The 17,762-nt window shown below is 74.0% G+C and carries 15 protein-coding genes; 8 read left to right on the forward strand and 7 right to left on the reverse strand.

What is annotated here, in order from left to right:
• Positions 1-24: 24 nt before the first annotated feature.
• Positions 25-831, reverse strand: coding sequence for an Fpg/Nei family DNA glycosylase (locus tag ACZ6WH_RS35485; protein WP_361563107.1), 807 nt, complete (start codon positions 829-831; stop codon positions 25-27).
• 72 nt (positions 832-903) lie between these two features.
• Positions 904-5,652 (reverse strand): ATP-dependent helicase, encoded by a 4,749-nt coding sequence (locus tag ACZ6WH_RS35490; RefSeq protein ID WP_469733803.1) that lies wholly within the window; start codon positions 5,650-5,652, stop codon positions 904-906.
• Between the two features lie 101 nt (positions 5,653-5,753).
• Here ACZ6WH_RS35490 and ACZ6WH_RS35495 point away from each other — a divergent pair, with 101 nt between their 5' ends.
• From ACZ6WH_RS35495 to ACZ6WH_RS35505, 3 genes are read left to right on the forward strand one after another with little or no spacing between them, the layout of a single operon-like run.
• Complete coding sequence (locus ACZ6WH_RS35495; RefSeq protein WP_469733805.1) at positions 5,754-6,704, forward strand: AraC family transcriptional regulator; 951 nt, start codon at positions 5,754-5,756, stop codon at positions 6,702-6,704.
• Positions 6,705-6,708: 4 nt separating this feature from the next.
• Positions 6,709-7,482 (forward strand): AzlC family ABC transporter permease, encoded by a 774-nt coding sequence (locus ACZ6WH_RS35500; RefSeq protein WP_469733807.1) that lies wholly within the window; start codon positions 6,709-6,711, stop codon positions 7,480-7,482.
• Complete coding sequence (locus ACZ6WH_RS35505) at positions 7,479-7,787, forward strand: AzlD domain-containing protein (RefSeq protein ID WP_432859320.1); 309 nt, start codon at positions 7,479-7,481, stop codon at positions 7,785-7,787. The genes ACZ6WH_RS35500 and ACZ6WH_RS35505 overlap by 4 nt, the downstream gene beginning before the upstream one ends.
• Before the next feature lie 99 nt (positions 7,788-7,886).
• Here ACZ6WH_RS35505 and ACZ6WH_RS35510 read toward each other — a convergent pair whose 3' ends face one another.
• Positions 7,887-9,251 carry an MFS transporter gene (locus ACZ6WH_RS35510; protein WP_469733810.1) on the reverse strand — a complete coding sequence of 455 codons (1,365 nt, stop codon included), beginning with the start codon at positions 9,249-9,251 and terminating at the stop codon, positions 7,887-7,889.
• Positions 9,248-10,699, reverse strand: a complete 1,452-nt coding sequence (locus ACZ6WH_RS35515) for an alkyl sulfatase dimerization domain-containing protein (protein WP_469733812.1) — start codon at positions 10,697-10,699, stop codon at positions 9,248-9,250. Before ACZ6WH_RS35515 ends, ACZ6WH_RS35510 begins: the two co-directional genes overlap by 4 nt.
• Positions 10,700-10,897: 198 nt before the next feature.
• Between ACZ6WH_RS35515 and ACZ6WH_RS35520 the strand changes: the two genes are divergently transcribed.
• Positions 10,898-12,094: a PucR family transcriptional regulator gene (locus tag ACZ6WH_RS35520; RefSeq protein ID WP_469733814.1), complete on the forward strand. Its 1,197-nt coding sequence runs from the start codon at positions 10,898-10,900 to the stop codon at positions 12,092-12,094.
• Positions 12,095-12,117: 23 nt separating this feature from the next.
• On the opposite strand, the gene ACZ6WH_RS35525 is transcribed toward ACZ6WH_RS35520, so the two are convergent.
• The gene (locus tag ACZ6WH_RS35525; protein ID WP_469733816.1) at positions 12,118-13,041 is read right to left on the reverse strand and encodes a hypothetical protein; all 924 of its coding nucleotides are present in this window, start codon (positions 13,039-13,041) and stop codon (positions 12,118-12,120) included.
• 79 nt (positions 13,042-13,120) lie between these two features.
• On the opposite strand from ACZ6WH_RS35525, the gene ACZ6WH_RS35530 reads away from it, so the two are divergent.
• The 4 genes from ACZ6WH_RS35530 to recX all read left to right on the forward strand — a co-directional run bounded on the left by ACZ6WH_RS35530 (position 13,121) and on the right by recX (position 16,696).
• A complete protein-coding gene (locus ACZ6WH_RS35530) occupies positions 13,121-13,315 on the forward strand; it encodes a DUF3046 domain-containing protein (RefSeq protein ID WP_432859330.1) in 195 nt (64 codons plus the stop codon).
• Between the two features lie 187 nt (positions 13,316-13,502).
• Positions 13,503-14,726, forward strand: coding sequence for an AI-2E family transporter (locus tag ACZ6WH_RS35535; protein WP_469734018.1), 1,224 nt, complete (start codon positions 13,503-13,505; stop codon positions 14,724-14,726).
• A gap of 218 nt (positions 14,727-14,944) precedes the next feature.
• Positions 14,945-16,066, forward strand: a complete 1,122-nt coding sequence (gene recA, locus ACZ6WH_RS35540) for a recombinase RecA (protein ID WP_361563090.1) — start codon at positions 14,945-14,947, stop codon at positions 16,064-16,066.
• A gap of 6 nt (positions 16,067-16,072) precedes the next feature.
• Entirely contained in the window at positions 16,073-16,696 is a 624-nt protein-coding gene (recX, locus tag ACZ6WH_RS35545; RefSeq protein ID WP_469733820.1) for a recombination regulator RecX, read from the forward strand.
• A gap of 47 nt (positions 16,697-16,743) precedes the next feature.
• Here recX and ACZ6WH_RS35550 read toward each other — a convergent pair whose 3' ends face one another.
• Both ACZ6WH_RS35550 and ACZ6WH_RS35555 read right to left on the reverse strand, forming a co-directional pair.
• Positions 16,744-17,139, reverse strand: a complete 396-nt coding sequence (locus ACZ6WH_RS35550) for a rhodanese-like domain-containing protein (protein ID WP_469733822.1) — start codon at positions 17,137-17,139, stop codon at positions 16,744-16,746.
• The gene (locus tag ACZ6WH_RS35555) at positions 17,136-17,693 is read right to left on the reverse strand and encodes a cupin domain-containing protein (RefSeq protein WP_469733824.1); all 558 of its coding nucleotides are present in this window, start codon (positions 17,691-17,693) and stop codon (positions 17,136-17,138) included. Before ACZ6WH_RS35555 ends, ACZ6WH_RS35550 begins: the two co-directional genes overlap by 4 nt.
• Positions 17,694-17,762 lie beyond the last annotated feature (69 nt).

Below are 17,762 nucleotides of genomic sequence, written 5' to 3' on the forward strand. Positions count from 1 at the left end.
GGATGCCGGTACCGGAAGGCCGTGTCAGCCACCCGCTTCGGTGGCCGGTTCCGGCTGGCAGCGGGGGCACCAGTAGGTGACCCGGGCCTGCGGCGCCGGCCCCTGGTCGGCGACCCGTACCGGAGTACCGCAGCGCAGGCAGGGGCGGTCGGCGCGTCCGTAGACCCAGAGGCGGCGGTCCGGTCGCGCGCTCGGCGTCGTCGTACGGGCCGGGCGCCGCTTGTTCGCCTCCAGCAGCCGCTTCGCCAGCGTGATCGCCCGCTCCGGCCGCGGCAGCGCGCCCACCGGCAGCCAGGGCGAGGCGCGCAGCAGGAAGCACAGCTCACATTTGAAGACGTTGCCGATGCCGGCCAGATTGCGCTGGTCCAGCAGTGCCTCCCCGAGCGTCCGGGCCGGGTCGGACAGCAGCCGGCGCAGCGCCTCGTCCGCGTCCCAGTCGGGCCCCAGCAGGTCCGGCCCCAGATGGCCGACGGCGTTCTCCTCGTCGGCGGTGCGCAGCAGCTCCAGTACGGGGAGGCGGTAGCCCACGGCGGTGCGTTCCGCCGTGGCCAGTACCGCGCGGATCTGGTGGTCGGGGCCGCCGCGCCAGCGCTCGCCCGCCGCGTACACCCGCCAGGCGCCGTCCATCCGCAGATGGGAGTGGAGCGTCAGCCCGCCCTCGATACGGGTCAGCAGGTGCTTTCCGCGCGGCACCACCTCCAGCACCGAGCGTCCGGCGAGGTCCGTCGTGGCGAGCTTCGGCACCCGCAGGTCCGTACGGGTCAGCAGCCGCCCGCCCAGCGCCTTGTGCAGCTCGGCGGCGGCCCGCCAGACGGTGTCACCTTCGGGCATGGCTCCATCATGCCGTGCGCGGCCTCTGGGCAGAGCGCGCTCCGGGCCACGTCGGCCACGCCTTCCCCGCGCTCATGTCCGCAGGCGCAGCCCCCTCGGTGTCGCGTGGAAACCCGCGTGCTCCAGCTCGGCGGCCAGCGGTGAGGTGAGGGCGGACGAGCCGTTGATCCGCTCGACGGTCAGCGCGCCCACGAAGCCGTTCCGTACGGCCGCCGCCAGCGCCTCCAGGGCCAGGCGCACCCGGGTGCCGCCCTCCTCGGCCTGCCAGGCCAGCAGCGTCTTGCCGCCGCGCTCCATGTAGACCGCCAGCTCGCCGTCGACCACGACGACCAGCGAACCCGCCTTGCGGCCGGGCTTGTGGGACGAGCCCTCGGGCGGCTCGGGCCAGGGCAGCGCCGCGCCGTACGCGTTGGCCGGGTCCGCCGCGGCCAGCACGACGGCGCGCGGGGTGCCGCCGCGGGCCGGACCGGCCGGCTGCCAGGAGCCGCCGGGCGCGGTCTCCTCGGCCGTACGGTCCCGGCTCGTACTGACCGCGCGCAGCCGGTCCACCGCGCCGTCCATCGCGAACTGCGCCGCGCCCAGCCCCTCCACGACGTACCCCCGGCGGGCCTGGCCGGTCTCCTCGAAGGCGGCCAGCACTCGGTACGCGGCGGAGAAGCCGCCCTCGACCCCTTCGGCGGCGACCGCGCCGCGGGTGACGATGCCGTGCCGGTCCAGGAGGGTGTGGGCCAGGGCGTGCGCCCGGTGGGTGGGCTCCGGCTCCGGGGCGGGCAGCAGCGACCAGCGGCCGGCGACCGTGGGCGGGCCGGACCGGGAGGCGGTGGGGCGGCCCGTCCGGCCGGTGGCGGCGGTGAGGCTGCCGTACCGGCCGCGCGGCGTGGCCCGGCGGGCGCGGTGCGCCGTGGAGCCGGCCGTACGGCCCGAGCCGAGCAGCGCGCGCAGCGGCGCGAGGGTGTCGTTGGTCAGCCGCCCGGACCAGGCCAGGTCCCAGAGCGCGTCGGCCAGTTGCGGATCGGTGGCCTCCGGGTGCGTCGTGGCCCGTACCTGGTCCGCGAGCTGACGGAAGAACAGGCCGTAGCCGGGGGCGAGGGCGTCCAGCACCGACTGGTGCAGCGGCGTCACCTCGAAGGGGTGCGGCTGCGGCAGGAGGAGCGGCGCGGTGTCGGCGGGGTACAGGGCGATCCAGCCGTCCTTGCCCGGCAGCGCGCCGGCGCCCGCCCACAGCACCTCGCCCGTGGAGGTCAGTTCGTCCAGCAGGGCGGGGGAGTAGCCCGACACCCGGGACGGCAGGACGAGCCGCTCCAGGGCCGAGGCCGGCACCGGTGCGCCCTGCAGCTGCTCCACGGCGCGCAGGAGTCCGTCGATGCCGCGCAGCCCCTGCCCGCCGACGCTCTGCCACTGCGGCAGGAAGGCGGCGAGCGCGGGCGGCGGCACCGGCTCCAGCTCGTGCCGCAGCGCGGCCAGCGACCGGCGCCGCAGCCGCCGCAGCACCTGCGCGTCGCACCACTCCTGGTGCACCCCGGACGGCGCGAACTCGCCCTGCACGACCCGGCCGGCCCCGGCGAGGCGGTGCAGGGCCCCGTCGGTGACGGCGGTGCCGAGGCCGAAGCGGGCGGCGGCCTGCTCGGAGGTGAACGGGCCGTGGGTGCGGGCGTACCGGGACAGCAGGTCGCCCAGCGGGTCCTTGACCGGCTCGGTGAAGGACTCGGGGACGCCCACGGGGAGCGCCGTGCCCAGCGCGTCACGGAGCCGTCCGGCGTCCTCGACCGCGGCCCAGTGGTCGGCGCCCGCGATGCGGACCCGGATGGCGCGGCGGGCGGCCGCCAGCTCCTCGGCCCAGGCGGGGTCGGCGCCGCGCTCGGCCAGCTCGGCGCCGGTCAGCGGGCCGAGGAGGCGCAGCACGTCGGCGAGGCCCTCGGCGTCCTTGACCTTGCGGTCGTCGGTCAGCCACTGCAGCTCGCGCTCCAGGTCGGCGAGGACCTCCGGGTCCAGCAGCTCGCGCAGGTCCGCCTGGCCCAGCAGTTCGGCGAGCAGCCGGGAGTCCAGGGAGAGCGCGGCCGCGCGGCGCTCGGCGAGCGGCGAGTCGCCCTCGTACAGGAACTGCGCGACGTACCCGAAGAGCAGCGAACGGGCGAACGGCGACGGCTCCTGGGTGGTCACCTCGACCAGCCGGACGCGGCGCGACTCGATGTCCCCCATCAGCTCGGCCAGGCCGGGCACGTCGAACACGTCCTGAAGGCACTCGCGGATGGCTTCGAGGACGATCGGGAAGGACCCGAACTCGCTCGCCACCTGGAGCAGCTGCGCGGCGCGCTGCCGCTGCTGCCACAGAGGCGTGCGCCTGCCCGGGTTGCGGCGGGGCAGCAGCAGCGCACGGGCCGCGCACTCCCGGAAGCGCGCGGCGAACAGCGCCGAGCCGCCCACCTCGTCGGTCACCACCTGGTCGACCTCGCCCTTGTCGAAGACGACGTCGGCGGCGCCCACCGGGGACTGGTCGGGGTCGAACTCGGCGCCCGCGGCGTCCGGGTCGGTGTCCAGCAGGTCCAGGCCCATCAGGTCGGCGTCCGGCAGCCGCAGCACGATGCCGTCGTCGGCGTGCATCACCTGCGCGTCCATGCCGTACCGCTCGGCGAGCCGGGCGCCGAGCGCCAGCGCCCAGGGGGCGTGCACCTGGGCGCCGAACGGCGAGTGCACCACCACCCGCCAGTCGCCCAGCTCGTCCCGGAAGCGCTCGACGACGATCGTGCGGTCGTCGGGGACGTGGCCGCAGGCCTCGCGCTGCTCGGTGAGGTAGCTCAGGACATTGCCCGCCGCCCAGTCGTCCAGCCCTGCGGCGGACAGCCGGCTCCGGGCCGCTTCGGGCTCCAGTGCGCCGACCTCCCGGAGGAACGCGCCGAGCGCACGGCCCAGTTCGAGCGGGCGGCCGAGCTGGTCGCCCTTCCAGAAGGGCAGCCGGCCGGGCACACCGGGGGCGGGCGACACCAGCACCCGGTCCCGGGTGATGTCCTCGATGCGCCAGGAGGTCGTGCCCAGCGTGAAGACGTCGCCGACCCGCGACTCGTAGACCATCTCCTCGTCGAGTTCGCCCACCCGTCGCCCGCCACCACCCCGAGTGGAAGCGCTTCGCGCTGCTGTGTCCGATGGGCCGCCGCCCTTCTTGGGGTCGGCGCCGGCCAGGAACACCCCGAAGAGACCGCGGTCGGGGATCGTGCCGCCCGAGGTGACGGCCAGCCGCTGGGCGCCGGGCCGCCCCGTGACGGTGTTCGCCACCCGGTCCCACACGATGCGCGGCCGCAGCTCCGCGAACGCGTCCGAGGGATAGCGCCCCGCCAGCATGTCCAGCACGCCGCTGTACGCCGACTCCGGGAGCCCGGCGAACGGCGCGGCCCGCCGCACCACTGTCAGCAGTTCCTCGACGTCCCAGGCGTCCATCGACACCATCGCGACCAGCTGCTGGGCAAGTACGTCCAGCGGATTGGCCGGGACGCGCAGCGCCTCGATGGCCCCTTCGCGCATCCGCTCCGTGACCACCGCTGCCTGCACCAGGTCGCCGCGGTACTTCGGGAAGACCACGCCGGTGGAGACCGCGCCCACCTGATGGCCGGCGCGGCCCACCCGCTGCAGCCCGGAGGCGACCGAGGGCGGCGACTCGACCTGGACCACCAGGTCCACCGCGCCCATGTCGATGCCCAGCTCCAGGCTGGAAGTGGCCACCACCGCCGGCAGCCGGCCCGCCTTGAGGTCCTCCTCGACCTGCGCGCGCTGCTCCTTGGAGACCGAGCCGTGGTGCGCCCTGGCCAGCAGGGACGGCGCGCCCTTGGCACCGCCGGACTGGGCCATCAGCTCGGCGGGGGAGTGGTCCTCGGGCAGCGGCTCGCCCGTGGCGCGCTCGTACGCGATCTCGTTCAGCCGGTTGCAGAGCCGCTCCGCGAGGCGCCTGGAGTTCGCGAAGACGATCGTCGAACGATGCGCCTGTACGAGGTCGGCGATGCGCTCTTCGACGTGCGGCCAGATGGACGGCTTGTCGCCGCCGGAGTCGCCGGTCTCGGGCCCGGTCTCCTTCACGGGCGAGCCGCCCAGTTCCCCGAGGTCCTCGACGGGCACCACGACCGAGAGGTCGAACTCCTTGCCCGAGGCCGGCTGCACGATCTCCACCCGGCGGCGCGGCGACAGATAGCGCGCGACCTCCTCCACGGGCCGGACCGTCGCCGAGAGCCCGATGCGGCGGGCCGGGCGGGGCAGCAGCTCGTCCAGGCGCTCCAGGGACAGCGCCAGATGCGCGCCGCGCTTCGTGCCGGCGACGGCGTGCACCTCGTCCAGGATGACCGTCTCCACGCCCGCCAGCGCGTCCCGGGCCTGGGAGGTCAGCATCAGGAACAGCGACTCGGGGGTGGTGATCAGGATGTCCGGCGGGCGGTTGGCGATAGAGCGGCGCTCGGCCGCCGGGGTGTCGCCGGAGCGGATGCCGACCCGGATGTCCGGCTCGGGCTGCCCGAGCCGGACGGACTCCTGGCGGATGCCGGTCAGCGGGGAGCGCAGATTCCGCTCGACGTCGACCGCGAGGGCCTTGAGCGGGGAGACGTACAGCACCCGGCAGCGCTTCTTGGCCTCGGCGGGCGGGGGCGTGCTCGCGAGGGAGTCCAGGGAGGCGAGGAAGGCGGCGAGGGTCTTGCCGGAGCCGGTCGGCGCGACGACCAGGACGTCGGAGCCCTCGCCGATGGCGCGCCAGGCACCGTCCTGAGCCGCGGTGGGCGCGTGGAAGGCCCCCGTGAACCAGCCTCTGGTCGCGGGGGAGAACGAATCGAGCGCGGTCCTCGCCATGACCCCATCGTGCCTCGGACCACTGACAACGGTCCGCCGACGAGCGGTCCGGACGGTGGACGCCCAGGTCAGCGGTGGCACGCCGGACGCAGAATGGGTGCATGGGGAGCAGCGGCGGCGGCCCGGCGGCGGGCCGGGGGAGCGGGGGCACCGGCGGGCGCGCCTCCGGCGAGTGGGCGCGGCACTGGCAGCATGCAGGACTGCCCGGCCTCGACCTGCTGCGCGCCCGGTACGTCCGCCACACCTTCCCCCGCCACACCCACGACGGGTTCGTGCTGGCCGCGGTCAGCGGCGGCATCGAGGAGGTGGGGCTGCCCGAGGGAACGGTACGGGCCGGCCACGGCAGCGTCGTCATGATCAACCCGGAGGTGCCGCACACCGCGCGGGCCGGCGTCGACGAGGGCTGGACGTACTCCACGCTCTACCCCTCCGCCGAACTCGTCACCGGGATCGCCACCGAGACCACCACGCTCCGCGGCACCCCCGGATTCGCGGCGACCGCCGTGACCGACCCGCACACCGCCCGCCTCATCCACGAGGTGCACCGGGCGGCGGAGGAGGGCAACGCGCTGGCCGCCGACAGCGTGCTGCGCATCGTCGTGGCACGTCTGCTGCGCGCGCACGGCGGCTCCCTCCCGGCCCGTACGTCGCGCTCGGCCGGAGCCCTGCGGGCCGCGCGCGCCCGGGACATCCTCCAGGAGCGGCTGGCCGGGCCACCGTCCCTGGAAGAACTCGCCACGCAGCTGGGAACGAGCCCGTTCGCGCTGCTGCGCGCCTTCAAGGACGCGTACGGGATGCCGCCGCACACCTGGCTGACCGACCTCCGGGTACGCCGGGCCCGGCGGCTCCTGGAGACCGGCAGCACGCCCGCCGAGGCCGCCGCCACGGTCGGCTTCACGGACCAGCCGCACCTGAACCGGCACTTCACCAGGATCGTCGGGGTGCCGCCCGGCGCGTACCGGCGGGAACGCGGCGCCGCCGGCCACTGCTCCGCCTCGGAGAGCGGGCGCAAGAACGTACAAGACCGCGGAGACCGCCCCCGCCTACCGTGACGACGTGCCTGAACAGATCGAACAGACCGCACCTCATGAGACAGCGGACCCGTACCGCGCCTCCTCGGACGTGGCGCCTCGCAAGTCCGATGCCGCCGTCGTCAGGGACGCGCTCGGCGTCGGAATCGCCGTCGGCCTCTCGGGCTTCGCCTTCGGGGTCACCTCGGCGGGCGCCGGCCTGAGCGTGCTGCAGAGCTGCCTGCTCAGCCTCCTCGTGTTCACCGGCGCCTCGCAGTTCGCACTCGTCGGCGCCCTCGGGGCGGGCGGCAACCCGCTCGCCGCCGCGGCCGGCGCGTTCTTCCTGGGCGCCCGCAACGCCTTCTACGGACTGCGGCTCTCCGGGCTCCTCGGCTACCGCGCACTGGCCAAGCCGTTCGCCGCCCACTGGGTCATCGACGAGACCTCTGCCGTCACGCTCGCCCAGCCCGACCGGCACAGCGCCCGCCTCGGCTTCACCGTCACGGGCCTGTCGCTCTACGTCCTGTGGAACCTCACCACGCTGGCCGGCGCGCTCGGCGCCGAAGCGCTCGGTGACACCGCCGCCTGGGGCCTGGACGCGGCCGGGCCCGCCGTCTTCCTGGCGCTGCTGGCCCCCATGCTCAGGACGACCGTGGAGCGTGCCGCTGCCGGGCTCGCCGTCGTCCTGATGCTGGTCACCCTGCCGGTGTTGCCCGCCGGGGTGCCGGTCCTGGTCTCCGCACTGGCCGCGCCCGCCGTGCTGCTCGTCCAGGGCGCCCGCTCCCGTAAGACCTCCGGCGCCGAGGAGGAGAGCCGATGAACACCTGGATCGCGATCGCCGCCACCGCCGTCGGCTGCTATCTGCTCAAGTACGCGGGCCTGCTGGTGCCCGCCGGCCTCCTGGAGCGGCCTCTCGTCAAGCGGCTGGCCGCGCTGCTGCCCGTGGCCCTCCTGGCGGCCCTCACCGCACAGCAGACCCTCAGCGAGGGCAACCACCTCCTGCTGGACGCCAAGGTGGCCGGCGTCGGCGCGGCGGCCCTCGCCCTCGTGCTGCGCGCACCGTTCCTTGTCGTGGTCGCCGTCGCGGTGGTGGTCACGGCGGGGGTGCGGGCGCTCGGCGGCTGACCCGAAGGGCGGCGGGGCGCGCTTCTTACGGGTACTCGGTGCCTGCCGCCCCGAGGGCGGCGGGGCACGCGGCCCACGGGGAGCCCCGCCGCCGTGCGCCTACGGGTGCGTGCCCGGCCCGTCCTCCGCCCCCTCCGTGCCCAGCCGCCGGGCGTCCCGCTCCGGGCGCAGGAAGAGCATGACCGCCGCCCCGGCCACCGTCACCAGGCCGGCCATCAGCCCGTACGCGCCGAAGTAACCGGAGGCCACGGTCGCGCCCGCGTCCACGATGTGCCCCATGACGAGCGGCGCGAGCACCCCCGCCAGGGCGAACACGCAGGTCAGAGCCCCCAGCGTGACACCGCGCCGGTCGGCGGGGGAGATCCGGGAGACCGCGGTCGCGGCAACCGTGAGGACGATGTCCGTGACGGACAGCGGCCCCAGCAGCAGGACGATCTTCAGCCACAGCACGTCCGTCGCCGCGAAGCACACCGTGGCCGCGCCCGCCACGATCATCACCAGCCCGGTCTTCACCCCTGAGGGCCAGCGGAGGCGGGGCGGCAGGCCGGCCGCCGCCCGCTTGACCGACCGCTGCACGAGCACCCCGTGGACCAGCATCGCGCCACCCTTGGTCAGCGCCGACAACATGATCAGCAGGCTCGCGCCGCGCAGCGAGAGCCCGCCCACCTCCTGGAAGTAGTCCGCCGACCAGGTCAGCCCCGCCGACAGCGTCCAGTACGCGGCGAACGAGCCCAGCGCGGCCGCCAGCCAGGTCCCCGACAGCAGCAGCCGCCGGTACGGCACGGGCGCTGCCTGCCCCGCGGCCACCGCCCCCTCCGGGGCACGCCGTCCGCCCACCGCGGGGGCCAGTGGCCCCTCCGCGCCGTACCGGAGCCAGAGGGCCGCCCAGACCAGCCCGACGATGCCGACGACCCCGAAGGCCCAGCGCCAGCCCCAGTGGTCGATCACCACGCCCAGCGTGGGCGCCGCGATCGCCACCCCGGCCGCCGCCCCCGCCAGCAGCACCGCCGTCGGCAGCGTGCGGTCCTTCTGCTCGAACCAGCCGTACAGGTGGTGCAGCGCCACCGGGGAGGCCGGGCCCTCCGCGGCACCCAACAGGACGCGCGTCGCCACCAGCACCCCGAAGCCGGCCGCGCCGACCAGCATGGGCAGCTGCGCCGCCGACCACAGGAGTGCCATGCCCAGCAGCAGTACGGAGGTGCGCACCGTACGGGTGAGGAACGACCCCGCCAGCGCCGCCAGGCTGAACAGCGCGAAGAACGCCGACGACGCCGTACCGAACTGCTCGCGCGTCAGGCCCAGATCGCGCATCACGGGGTTCGCGGCCAGGCCCATCACCGTCTTGTCGGCGAAGTTCACCAGCATGAAGGCCAGCAGCAGCCAGGTCGTGCGCCAGGCCCGTCCCCGTACGACGGCGGCCGCGCCCGGGGCGACGGCCGGTGCGGCCCCGGCGGCGGACGTCACCGGAGCCGCCCCGTCGCGGCCCCGCCCCCGTCCGCCGTGCCGCACGAACAGCCGTCCTCGTCCGCGCCCGTCACGACACCTACCGCGATGCCGCCGGCGGCCCGCCGACGGCCTCCCTCGCTGCGCGTCAGCTCGGTGGTGAGGTCCGTCCCCCCGGCCACCGCCGCCGACTCCGCGGCGGCCCACCGGAAGACGCCCTGGGCCATGGTGGACGACTCGGCGGCGGCCCGCTTCGCGTACACCTCGGCGCGGACCCGGGCCACCTCGCGGTCCTCCGGCGCCGCGAGCGCCGCCGTCTCCGCCAGGTGGGCGGCGAGCCGCAGTTCACCGCGGCCCAGCAGGTCCGCCGCTCGCCGCGCCAGCACGGCGGCACCGCCCGCCGCCTCCGCCAGTTCCGCGGCCAGCTCCCCTTCGGGCGCGGGCTTCAGATGCGCCGGGTTCTGGTCGTACCAGCCGCCCCACAGCCGCCACAGATTGCGGACCACGAACTCCGGCTCGTCGTAGGCGGGGTGGAGGTAGGGCTTGGCCAGCAGCTCGGCCGGCACCTTCACCCGGTGCAGGACCTCGTCCAGGCGCAGCCCCGCGTTCATCAGGTCCCGCGTCTGGGTGCACAGCGACTCCAGCAGCTCGGCACTGTCCCCGAGGGCCTGCGCGACGCGCGACGCCCCGATGACGGGCACGCCGTGCCCGGGGAGCAGCACCTCGGCCCCCAGCTCCGCCATGGCACGCAGCGCCCGCGCCCAGTCCTCGGGGTAGCGCTGCACCTTCTGGGGGTTGCCGGCGTTCGGCGAGTTCCAGATGAACAGGTCGCCCGTGCACAGCGTCCGCAGCTCCGGGACCCACACGTAGGTGGCGTCGTCCGTCTCGCCGCGCGCATGGAAGAGCTCGAAGGTCAGCTCCCCGTAGCGGAGCGTGAGCCGGTCCCGGTAGGTGGTGTCCGGGTAGCGGTACCGGGTCGGCCAGTCGAGCGACGGCACCCCGAACTGCCGCCGGTTGATCCAGGAGTTGTAGCCCGCCGTCTCCCGGTACCGGTCGAAGCGCGCCGCGACCGCCTCGTGGGCGACGACCTCGGGAACGGCGACACCCCGCGCCCGCGCGTCCTCGTCGAACGGCGCGACCCCGAAGACGTGGTCCACGTGCCCGTGGGTGTACACGACGCCCCGCACCTCCTTGCGCGGCGTGCCGTCCTCGGGCGTGCCGAACGCCGTCACCGCCGTGTGCAGCTGCCCGGCCGTACGGACGTCCCCCGAGTCCACCAGCACCAGCCCGTCCGATCCGGTGTCGAACACCGCCACATTGGCGAACGCGGGGAAGAACCCGGTCCGCTCGCCGACGCGCACGAGAGCGTCTCCCGTGTACCGCCCCGAGAGGTGGGCGAGGAGGGTGTCCTCGCCCTCCCAGACGCGGTCCACGTAGGCGAGGTAGTCGTCGAGGTTGTGCTGCGTCATAGAAAGCGGCTCCCTACGAAAGGATCGGATGCCCACCGGTGCGCTGCGGCCTTCTCCGGCCGGTGCACCGAGTCTGAGCCGCCCGCGGACCAGGGGACATCCGCCGCCGTCACACCCGCCGGCGGCCGGTACTGTGACGCGTCACAACCCCCGCCTTACCCGTACGGCGCGGGGCCGCGCCCCGAGAAGGAGGCACGAGTGCCGCTCTCCGAAGCCGCCCGCCGCCTGGCCCTGCGCTGCGAGACACGCGTCAACGAACTGGCCCGCGAGATGACCGGTGACGTCTTCGCGGACATCCCCGGATACGCAGAGCTCCCCGACGACATGAAGGACGTCGAGATCGCCGCCACCGCGCGGCACGGGCTGCGCCTCTTCATGCGGCGGGCGCGCGGCCAGGACGGCCGCCACGGGGACCACGCGCTCTTCAGGGAGCGCGCCGCCCAGCGCGCCGAAGAAGGGCTGCCCCTGCACCTGCTGCTCCGCACCCACGCGCTGGGCACGTACGCCCTGTGGCGGACGCTGCACGAGGAGGCCGCCCCCGGCGAGGAGGCGGCCCTCGCCGAACTCGCCGACTTCCTCCTCCGCAACCAGAGCAGCGTCATCGGCGCGGTCGCGGAGACCTACCTCGACGAACGCGCCGCCCTGGACGCCGAACGACGCGAGGAACGCCGCACACTGGCCCGCGCGCTGATCGACGGCGCGCCGCCCGCCGACCGCACCGTACTGGACGACCTGGGCCTGGCAGGGCCCGCCACGGTCCTCGCTCTGCGCCTTCCGCCGGCCGATGGCCCCGCCACCGCGCCGGTCGCCGTCCGGCGCCGGCTGCGGCGCCTCCAGACGGCCCTGGAGCGCGCCTTCGGCACCGACGTCCTCACCTCCCTGGACGCCACCGGCGGCCACGCGCTCGTCCCCGGAGCGCCCGAACCCCCGGACGGTCTCGCCCGGCGGCTGGCCGGAGTGTGCGACGGCCCGGTGCGCTGCGCCGCCGCACGGGCCGAGAGCCCCGAAGGCATCCCGCACGCCGCGCGTACCGCCTCCGAAGTCATCCGCATCGCGCACGCCGCCGGACGGCCCCCGGAACTGCACCGGCTCGCCGACGTCCTGCTCGACTTCCACCTCACGCGCCACGACGAGAGCAGCTCGATGATCGCCGCCCTCCTCGACCCGCTCGACGGCCGTCCCGAACTGGCCGACACCCTGCGCACCCACCTGGAGACGCGCCAGGACCGCCGCGCGACCGCGCAGGCACTCGGACTGCACCCGAACACCGTCGACAACCGCCTCGCCAGGATCGTCGAACTCACCGGCATCGACCTGGCCTCACCACGCGGCACCACCCTGGCGCTGTGCGCGCTGCTCCTCAAGGACAGCGCTCCCCGGCCGCCCTCGGGGTGACGCCTCCCGGCCCGCCAGCTGGGTCAGCCGATGTCCCGTCCGTAGGCGCGCAGCGTCAGCAGCGCCTTGAGCGTCGCCATCGGACGGCACTCCAGCGCGATGCCCGGCGCCCACGAGCGCCAGTTGATCGGCCAGCCGCCGTCCTCCTCCTGGAGCGACACGAGGTGGTCCAGCGCCCTGTCCATCTCGGCGTCCGTGAACCAGCCGCGGGCCGGGGACGCCGGTGTGGGGGCGTAGTCGTACGCGAAATGGTGTTCGCCGGGCCCGTATCCCTCCGCCACGGGCACCTCCCGCGCCCGTTCCGGCTCCACGACGACCAGGCCCTGGTCCCGCACCAGCCGGCCCAGACGCCCGGCGGCGGCAGCCGCGCGCGCCCGGTCCGGCACGCCCGCCAGGAAGGCGAGCGCGGCCTCGGCACCGTACGGATGCGTCTTCTCCAGGGCCTCCACCGCACGCCAGCAGTAGTCCGTGGCCCGGAACAGCCAGGCGTGCCACACCTCGTTCCGGTGCAGCAGTCCCACGACGGGACCGGTCGCCAGCAGATCGCTCGGCGGGCTGTCCGGGATCGGAATCCACGGCGCCGCGGGATAGCCGCGCAACGAGGGGTGCAGCGCGGGCAGCGCGCCCTCGGGCGTCGAGATGTGCGTCAGATAGCGGCAGATCTGCTCCACCCGGCGGCCGTCGCAGCGCCCGATGGCGTCCAGCACACCGAGCGCGTGCGACGTGTGCAGGGGCTGGCTCACCGGGCCGCGCAGGTCCGGCTCCAGGGCGTGACCGTATCCGTCGTCGTCATTGCGGTAGGCGTTCAGAGCGGTCTCCACGGCGTCCGCACTGCCGCCGAGGAAGTGGTACTCGAAGAGGCGCTGTTCCAGGACCCGCGCGGTGAGCCAGATGAACTGTTCGGCGCGCGCCAGAGGAGTCATCGGTGGGCTTGCGGTTTCGGCCATGGACCGACCGTAGGGCGGAACCCGCGGCCGGTCAGCGGCTCGCGCACGGCTGCACCCTCAGGGGCGGGATACTGGTGTCATGCGGTTGACGGACTTCTGGCAGCGGATGACAGATCACTTCGGCGCGTCGTACGCCGACACCTTCGCGCGCGATCACGTGATGTCCGAACTGGGCGGCCGGACCGTCCACGAGGCGCTCGCCGCGGGCTGGAGTGCCAAGGAGGTCTGGCGCGTGGTGTGCTCGGTCATGGGCGTGCCGGCGGAGCACCGCTGACCCCGACCCACGCCCGTCGGCTCCGAACCCCGCCCACGCCCGCCGGTTCCGAACCCCGCCGACCCGCCAGGCGGCGCGGGCCGGAGTCCGCGATGTCCGACCCGTGCGCGAGACTTGGCCCGTGTCCGCGACTCCGAAGCCCACCGGCCCCGACGACCGACGACCGAACGATCCGCACGCCACGCGGATGCCACGCTGGCTGCCGCGCGCGATGGTGCTGGCACTCGCCCTGCTGGCCTGTTTCCAACTGGCGAGCTGGGCGTTCCACCAGCTCATCTCGCTGCTGCTGAACATCCTCATCGCGTTCTTCCTGGCGCTGGCCGTCGAGCCGGCGGTGGACTGGATGGCGGCGCGCGGCATGCGGCGCGGAGTGGCCACGGCGCTGGTCTTCCTCGCCATCCTGATCGTCGGCGTGGGCTTCGTGACCCTGCTCGGCTCCATGCTGGCCGGACAGATCGCCACGATGGTCGGGGAGTTCCCGCAGTACCTCGACTCCGTGATCAGCTGGACGAACGACACGTTCCACACCCACCTCTCGCGCGTCGAGGTGCAGAACAACCTGCTGAAGTCAGACTGGCTGCAGAAATACGTCCAGGACAGCGCCAACAACGTCCTCGCCGTCTCCGCGACCGTGCTGGGCTCGCTGTTCAATCTGCTCACGGTGGCACTGTTCTCGTTCTACTTCGCGGCGGACGGCCCCCGGCTGCGCCGCGCGCTGTGCTCCGTACTGCCGCCCACCCGGCAGGCAGAGGTGCTGCGCGCCTGGGAGCTCGCGGTCGCCAAGACCGGCGGCTACCTGTACTCCCGCGGCCTGATGGCCCTGATCTCCGGCATCGCGCACTACGTCCTGCTGGAGATCCTGGGCGTTCCGTACGCGCCGGCGCTGGCCATGTGGGTCGGCCTGGTCTCGCAGTTCATCCCGACGATCGGCACCTACCTCGCGGGCGCGCTGCCGATGCTGATCGCCTTCACGGTGAACCCCTGGTACGCGGTCTGGGTGCTCGGCTTCGTGGTCGTCTACCAGCAGCTGGAGAACTACCTCCTGCAGCCGCGGATCACCGCGCGGACCGTGGACATCCACCCGGCGGTCGCCTTCGGCTCGGTCATCGCCGGCACCGCGCTGCTGGGGGCGGTCGGCGCGCTGATCGCCATCCCGGCGACCGCGACGCTGCAGGGCTTCCTCGGCGCGTACGTCAAGCGGTACGAGGTCACGGACGACCCGCGGGTCCTGGGGCGCGGCCGCCGCAGACGCGGCGCCTCGCTCCTGGCCAAGGTGCGCCACACCCTCCGCACCGAGCAGGCGGCGGCCCCGCTGAAGGAACGCCGACGCGCCGAGAAGCGCGAGGAAGAGAGCGAGAAGCGCCGGGAGGGCGGTGGAAGCCATGCGGAGGACGGGCCCGACGGCAGCTGAGCCGTGGACGGTGGCGGGCTTCTCGCAGGGGCCGGGGCGCGGCGTGGCGCGCTTGACACTAAAATCGAACATCCATTCTCATGAGAGCCACGGCCCCGATTTTCCGGGCTTCCCTGGAAGTTATCCACAGGCCGAGGCCGGGTCCGGGCGCATTGTCAGTGGCAGGCGTTAGCGTCATGGACGTGAAGCGATCGACTCAAGCGAACCGGGTGGAACCCATGGCAGGCACTGACCGCGAGAAGGCGCTCGACGCCGCGCTCGCACAGATTGAACGACAATTCGGCAAGGGCGCAGTGATGCGCATGGGTGACCGGCCGAACGATCCCATCGAGGTCATCCCGACCGGGTCGACCGCGCTCGACGTGGCCCTGGGCGTCGGCGGCATCCCGCGCGGCCGCGTGGTCGAGGTGTACGGCCCGGAGTCCTCCGGTAAGACGACCCTGACGCTGCACGCCGTTGCCAACGCGCAGAAGGCCGGCGGCCAGGTGGCCTTCGTGGACGCCGAGCACGCCCTCGACCCCGAGTACGCCAAGAAGCTCGGTGTCGACACCGACGCCCTGATCCTCTCCCAGCCGGACAACGGCGAGCAGGCCCTGGAGATCACGGACATGCTGGTCCGCTCCGGTGCGCTGGACCTCATCGTGATCGACTCCGTGGCCGCCCTGGTGCCGCGGGCCGAGATCGAGGGCGAGATGGGCGACTCGCACGTCGGCCTCCAGGCCCGGCTGATGAGCCAGGCGCTGCGGAAGATCACCAGCGCGCTGAACCAGTCCAAGACCACCGCGATCTTCATCAACCAGCTCCGCGAGAAGATCGGCGTGATGTTCGGCTCGCCGGAGACCACGACCGGTGGCCGCGCCCTGAAGTTCTACGCCTCGGTGCGCATCGACATCCGCCGTATCGAGACCCTCAAGGACGGCACGGACGCGGTCGGCAACCGCACCCGCTGCAAGGTCGTGAAGAACAAGGTCGCCCCGCCCTTCAAGCAGGCGGAGTTCGACATCCTCTACGGCCAGGGCATCAGCCGCGAGGGCGGCCTGATCGACATGGGTGTGGAGCACGGCTTCATCCGGAAGTCCGGCGCCTGGTACACGTACGAGGGCGACCAGCTCGGCCAGGGCAAGGAGAACGCCCGCAACTTCCTCAAGGACAACCCCGACCTCGCCAACGAGGTCGAGAAGAAGATCAAGGAGAAGCTGGGCATCGGTGTGAAGCCCGAGGACCCGACGGCGGAACCGGGCGCGGACGCGGCCGGCGAGGCGGCCGAGCCCGCCAAGACCGTACCGGCCCCCGCGGCCAAGGGCGCCAAGGCAACCAAGGCCGCAGCGGCCAAGAGCTAGTCCGCCGTGACCCGCCGAACGCACTGGCCCGACAGCGGCGAACACGACGCCGCGCCCGTCGCCGATGGCGGCAGCACGGACAGCGGTGGCCCGGCCTCGTCGAGGGCCGGGGACGGGCCACCGCGCACACCCGAGGAGCAGGCACGGGCCATATGCCTGCGCCTGCTCACCGGAAACCCCCGCACGAAGAAGCAGCTCGCGGACGCGCTGCAGAAGCGCGGCATTCCCGACGAGGCGGCCGAAGAGGTCCTCTCCCGCTTCGAGGAGGCCGGACTGATCAACGACGCGGCCTTCGCCGGGGCGTGGGTGGAGTCCCGGCACCACAGCCGTGGCCTGGCCCGCCGCGCGCTGGCCCGGGAGCTGCGTACGAAGGGCGTGGAGCCCACACTGATCGACGAGGCCGTCGGACAGCTCGACCCGGAACAGGAGGAGCAGACCGCCCGGGAACTGGTCGACCGCAAGCTCCGCTCCACGCGGGGCCTGGACCGGGAGAAGCGACTCCGCCGCCTCGCGGGCATGCTCGCCCGCAAGGGCTACCCGGAAGGCCTGGCCCTCCGCGTCGTCCGCGACGCCCTCGAAGCGGAGGGCACGGACGACCCGGACTTTCTCGACACGTACATGGGGGACTGACCGGCGGGGAGGGAAAGCTCCCCCGCGCGGGCCCTCGCCCCGGATGGTCAGGTGGGTTCTTCGGGGGGCGGGGTCACCGGCAGGCCGGCGGCCCGCCAGGCCTGGAAGCCGCCGGTGAGGTCGGTGGCGTGGGGCAGGCCGAGCCGGCGGAGGGAGACGGCGGCGAGGCTGGAGGCGTAGCCCTCGTTGCAGACCACGACGACCCGGAGGTCGTGCCCCGTGGCTTCGGGCGCGCGATGGTCGCCGGTCGGGTCGAGCCGCCACTCCAGTTCGTTGCGCTCCACGATCAGCGCGCCCGGGATCGTGCCGTCCCGCTCGCGCAGCGCCGCGTAACGGATGTCCACCAGCAGCCCGCCGTCCCGCTGGACGGCCGCCGCCTCGTCCGGCTCCACCCGCTTCAGCTCCGTACGGGCCTGTGCCAGAAGCTCGTCGATCGCGCTCATTCCCATCCCTCCGGACGCTCGACCTCTTCGAGTCGCAGTACGGGGCCGGTGCGGCTGTAGCGTCGCATGAGGGGCAGCGGCGGGTAGTAGGCGTGTACGGAAACGGCGTGCGTGGTGGCCGAGGCGTTGAACACCTGGTGCACATGGTGCGGGCCGAAGGCCCGGCCGCGGCCGTCGCCGAGCCGCCGCTCCCGGTCCACGTCGTCGGCGAGTTCCAGCGTCTTCCAGCCCTCGGTGGGGAGTTGGGCAGCGAGGGACTGCTCGGTCAGTTCGCCCGCGGCGGCGGCGAACGCGCCCCGCGAACCGCCGTGATCGTGCCAGCCCGTACCCGTACCGGGCGGCCAGCCGATGATCCACGCTTCGCTGCCGCCCGGCCCGTCCAGCCGGATCCAGGTCCGGCCCTCGGGGTCGAGGGGGAGCGAGGTGATGAGCTGCGTGTCCGCGGCGGTCCGGCGGACGAAGTCGAGCAGTTCGGAGGCGGTGGGACCGAGGTTGTCGGCGGGGTGCGGGGGCGCGGGGATGCGTACGGCGGTGGTGGCGGGTGCGTCGGTCATGGGAACCGTCCTGAGTGATCACGAGGAGGCGCGCGGCGTACGGCCCAGGGGCGGGCAGCAGTTCGGGCG

Source organism: Streptomyces sp. NPDC050806 (genome assembly GCF_055586425.1).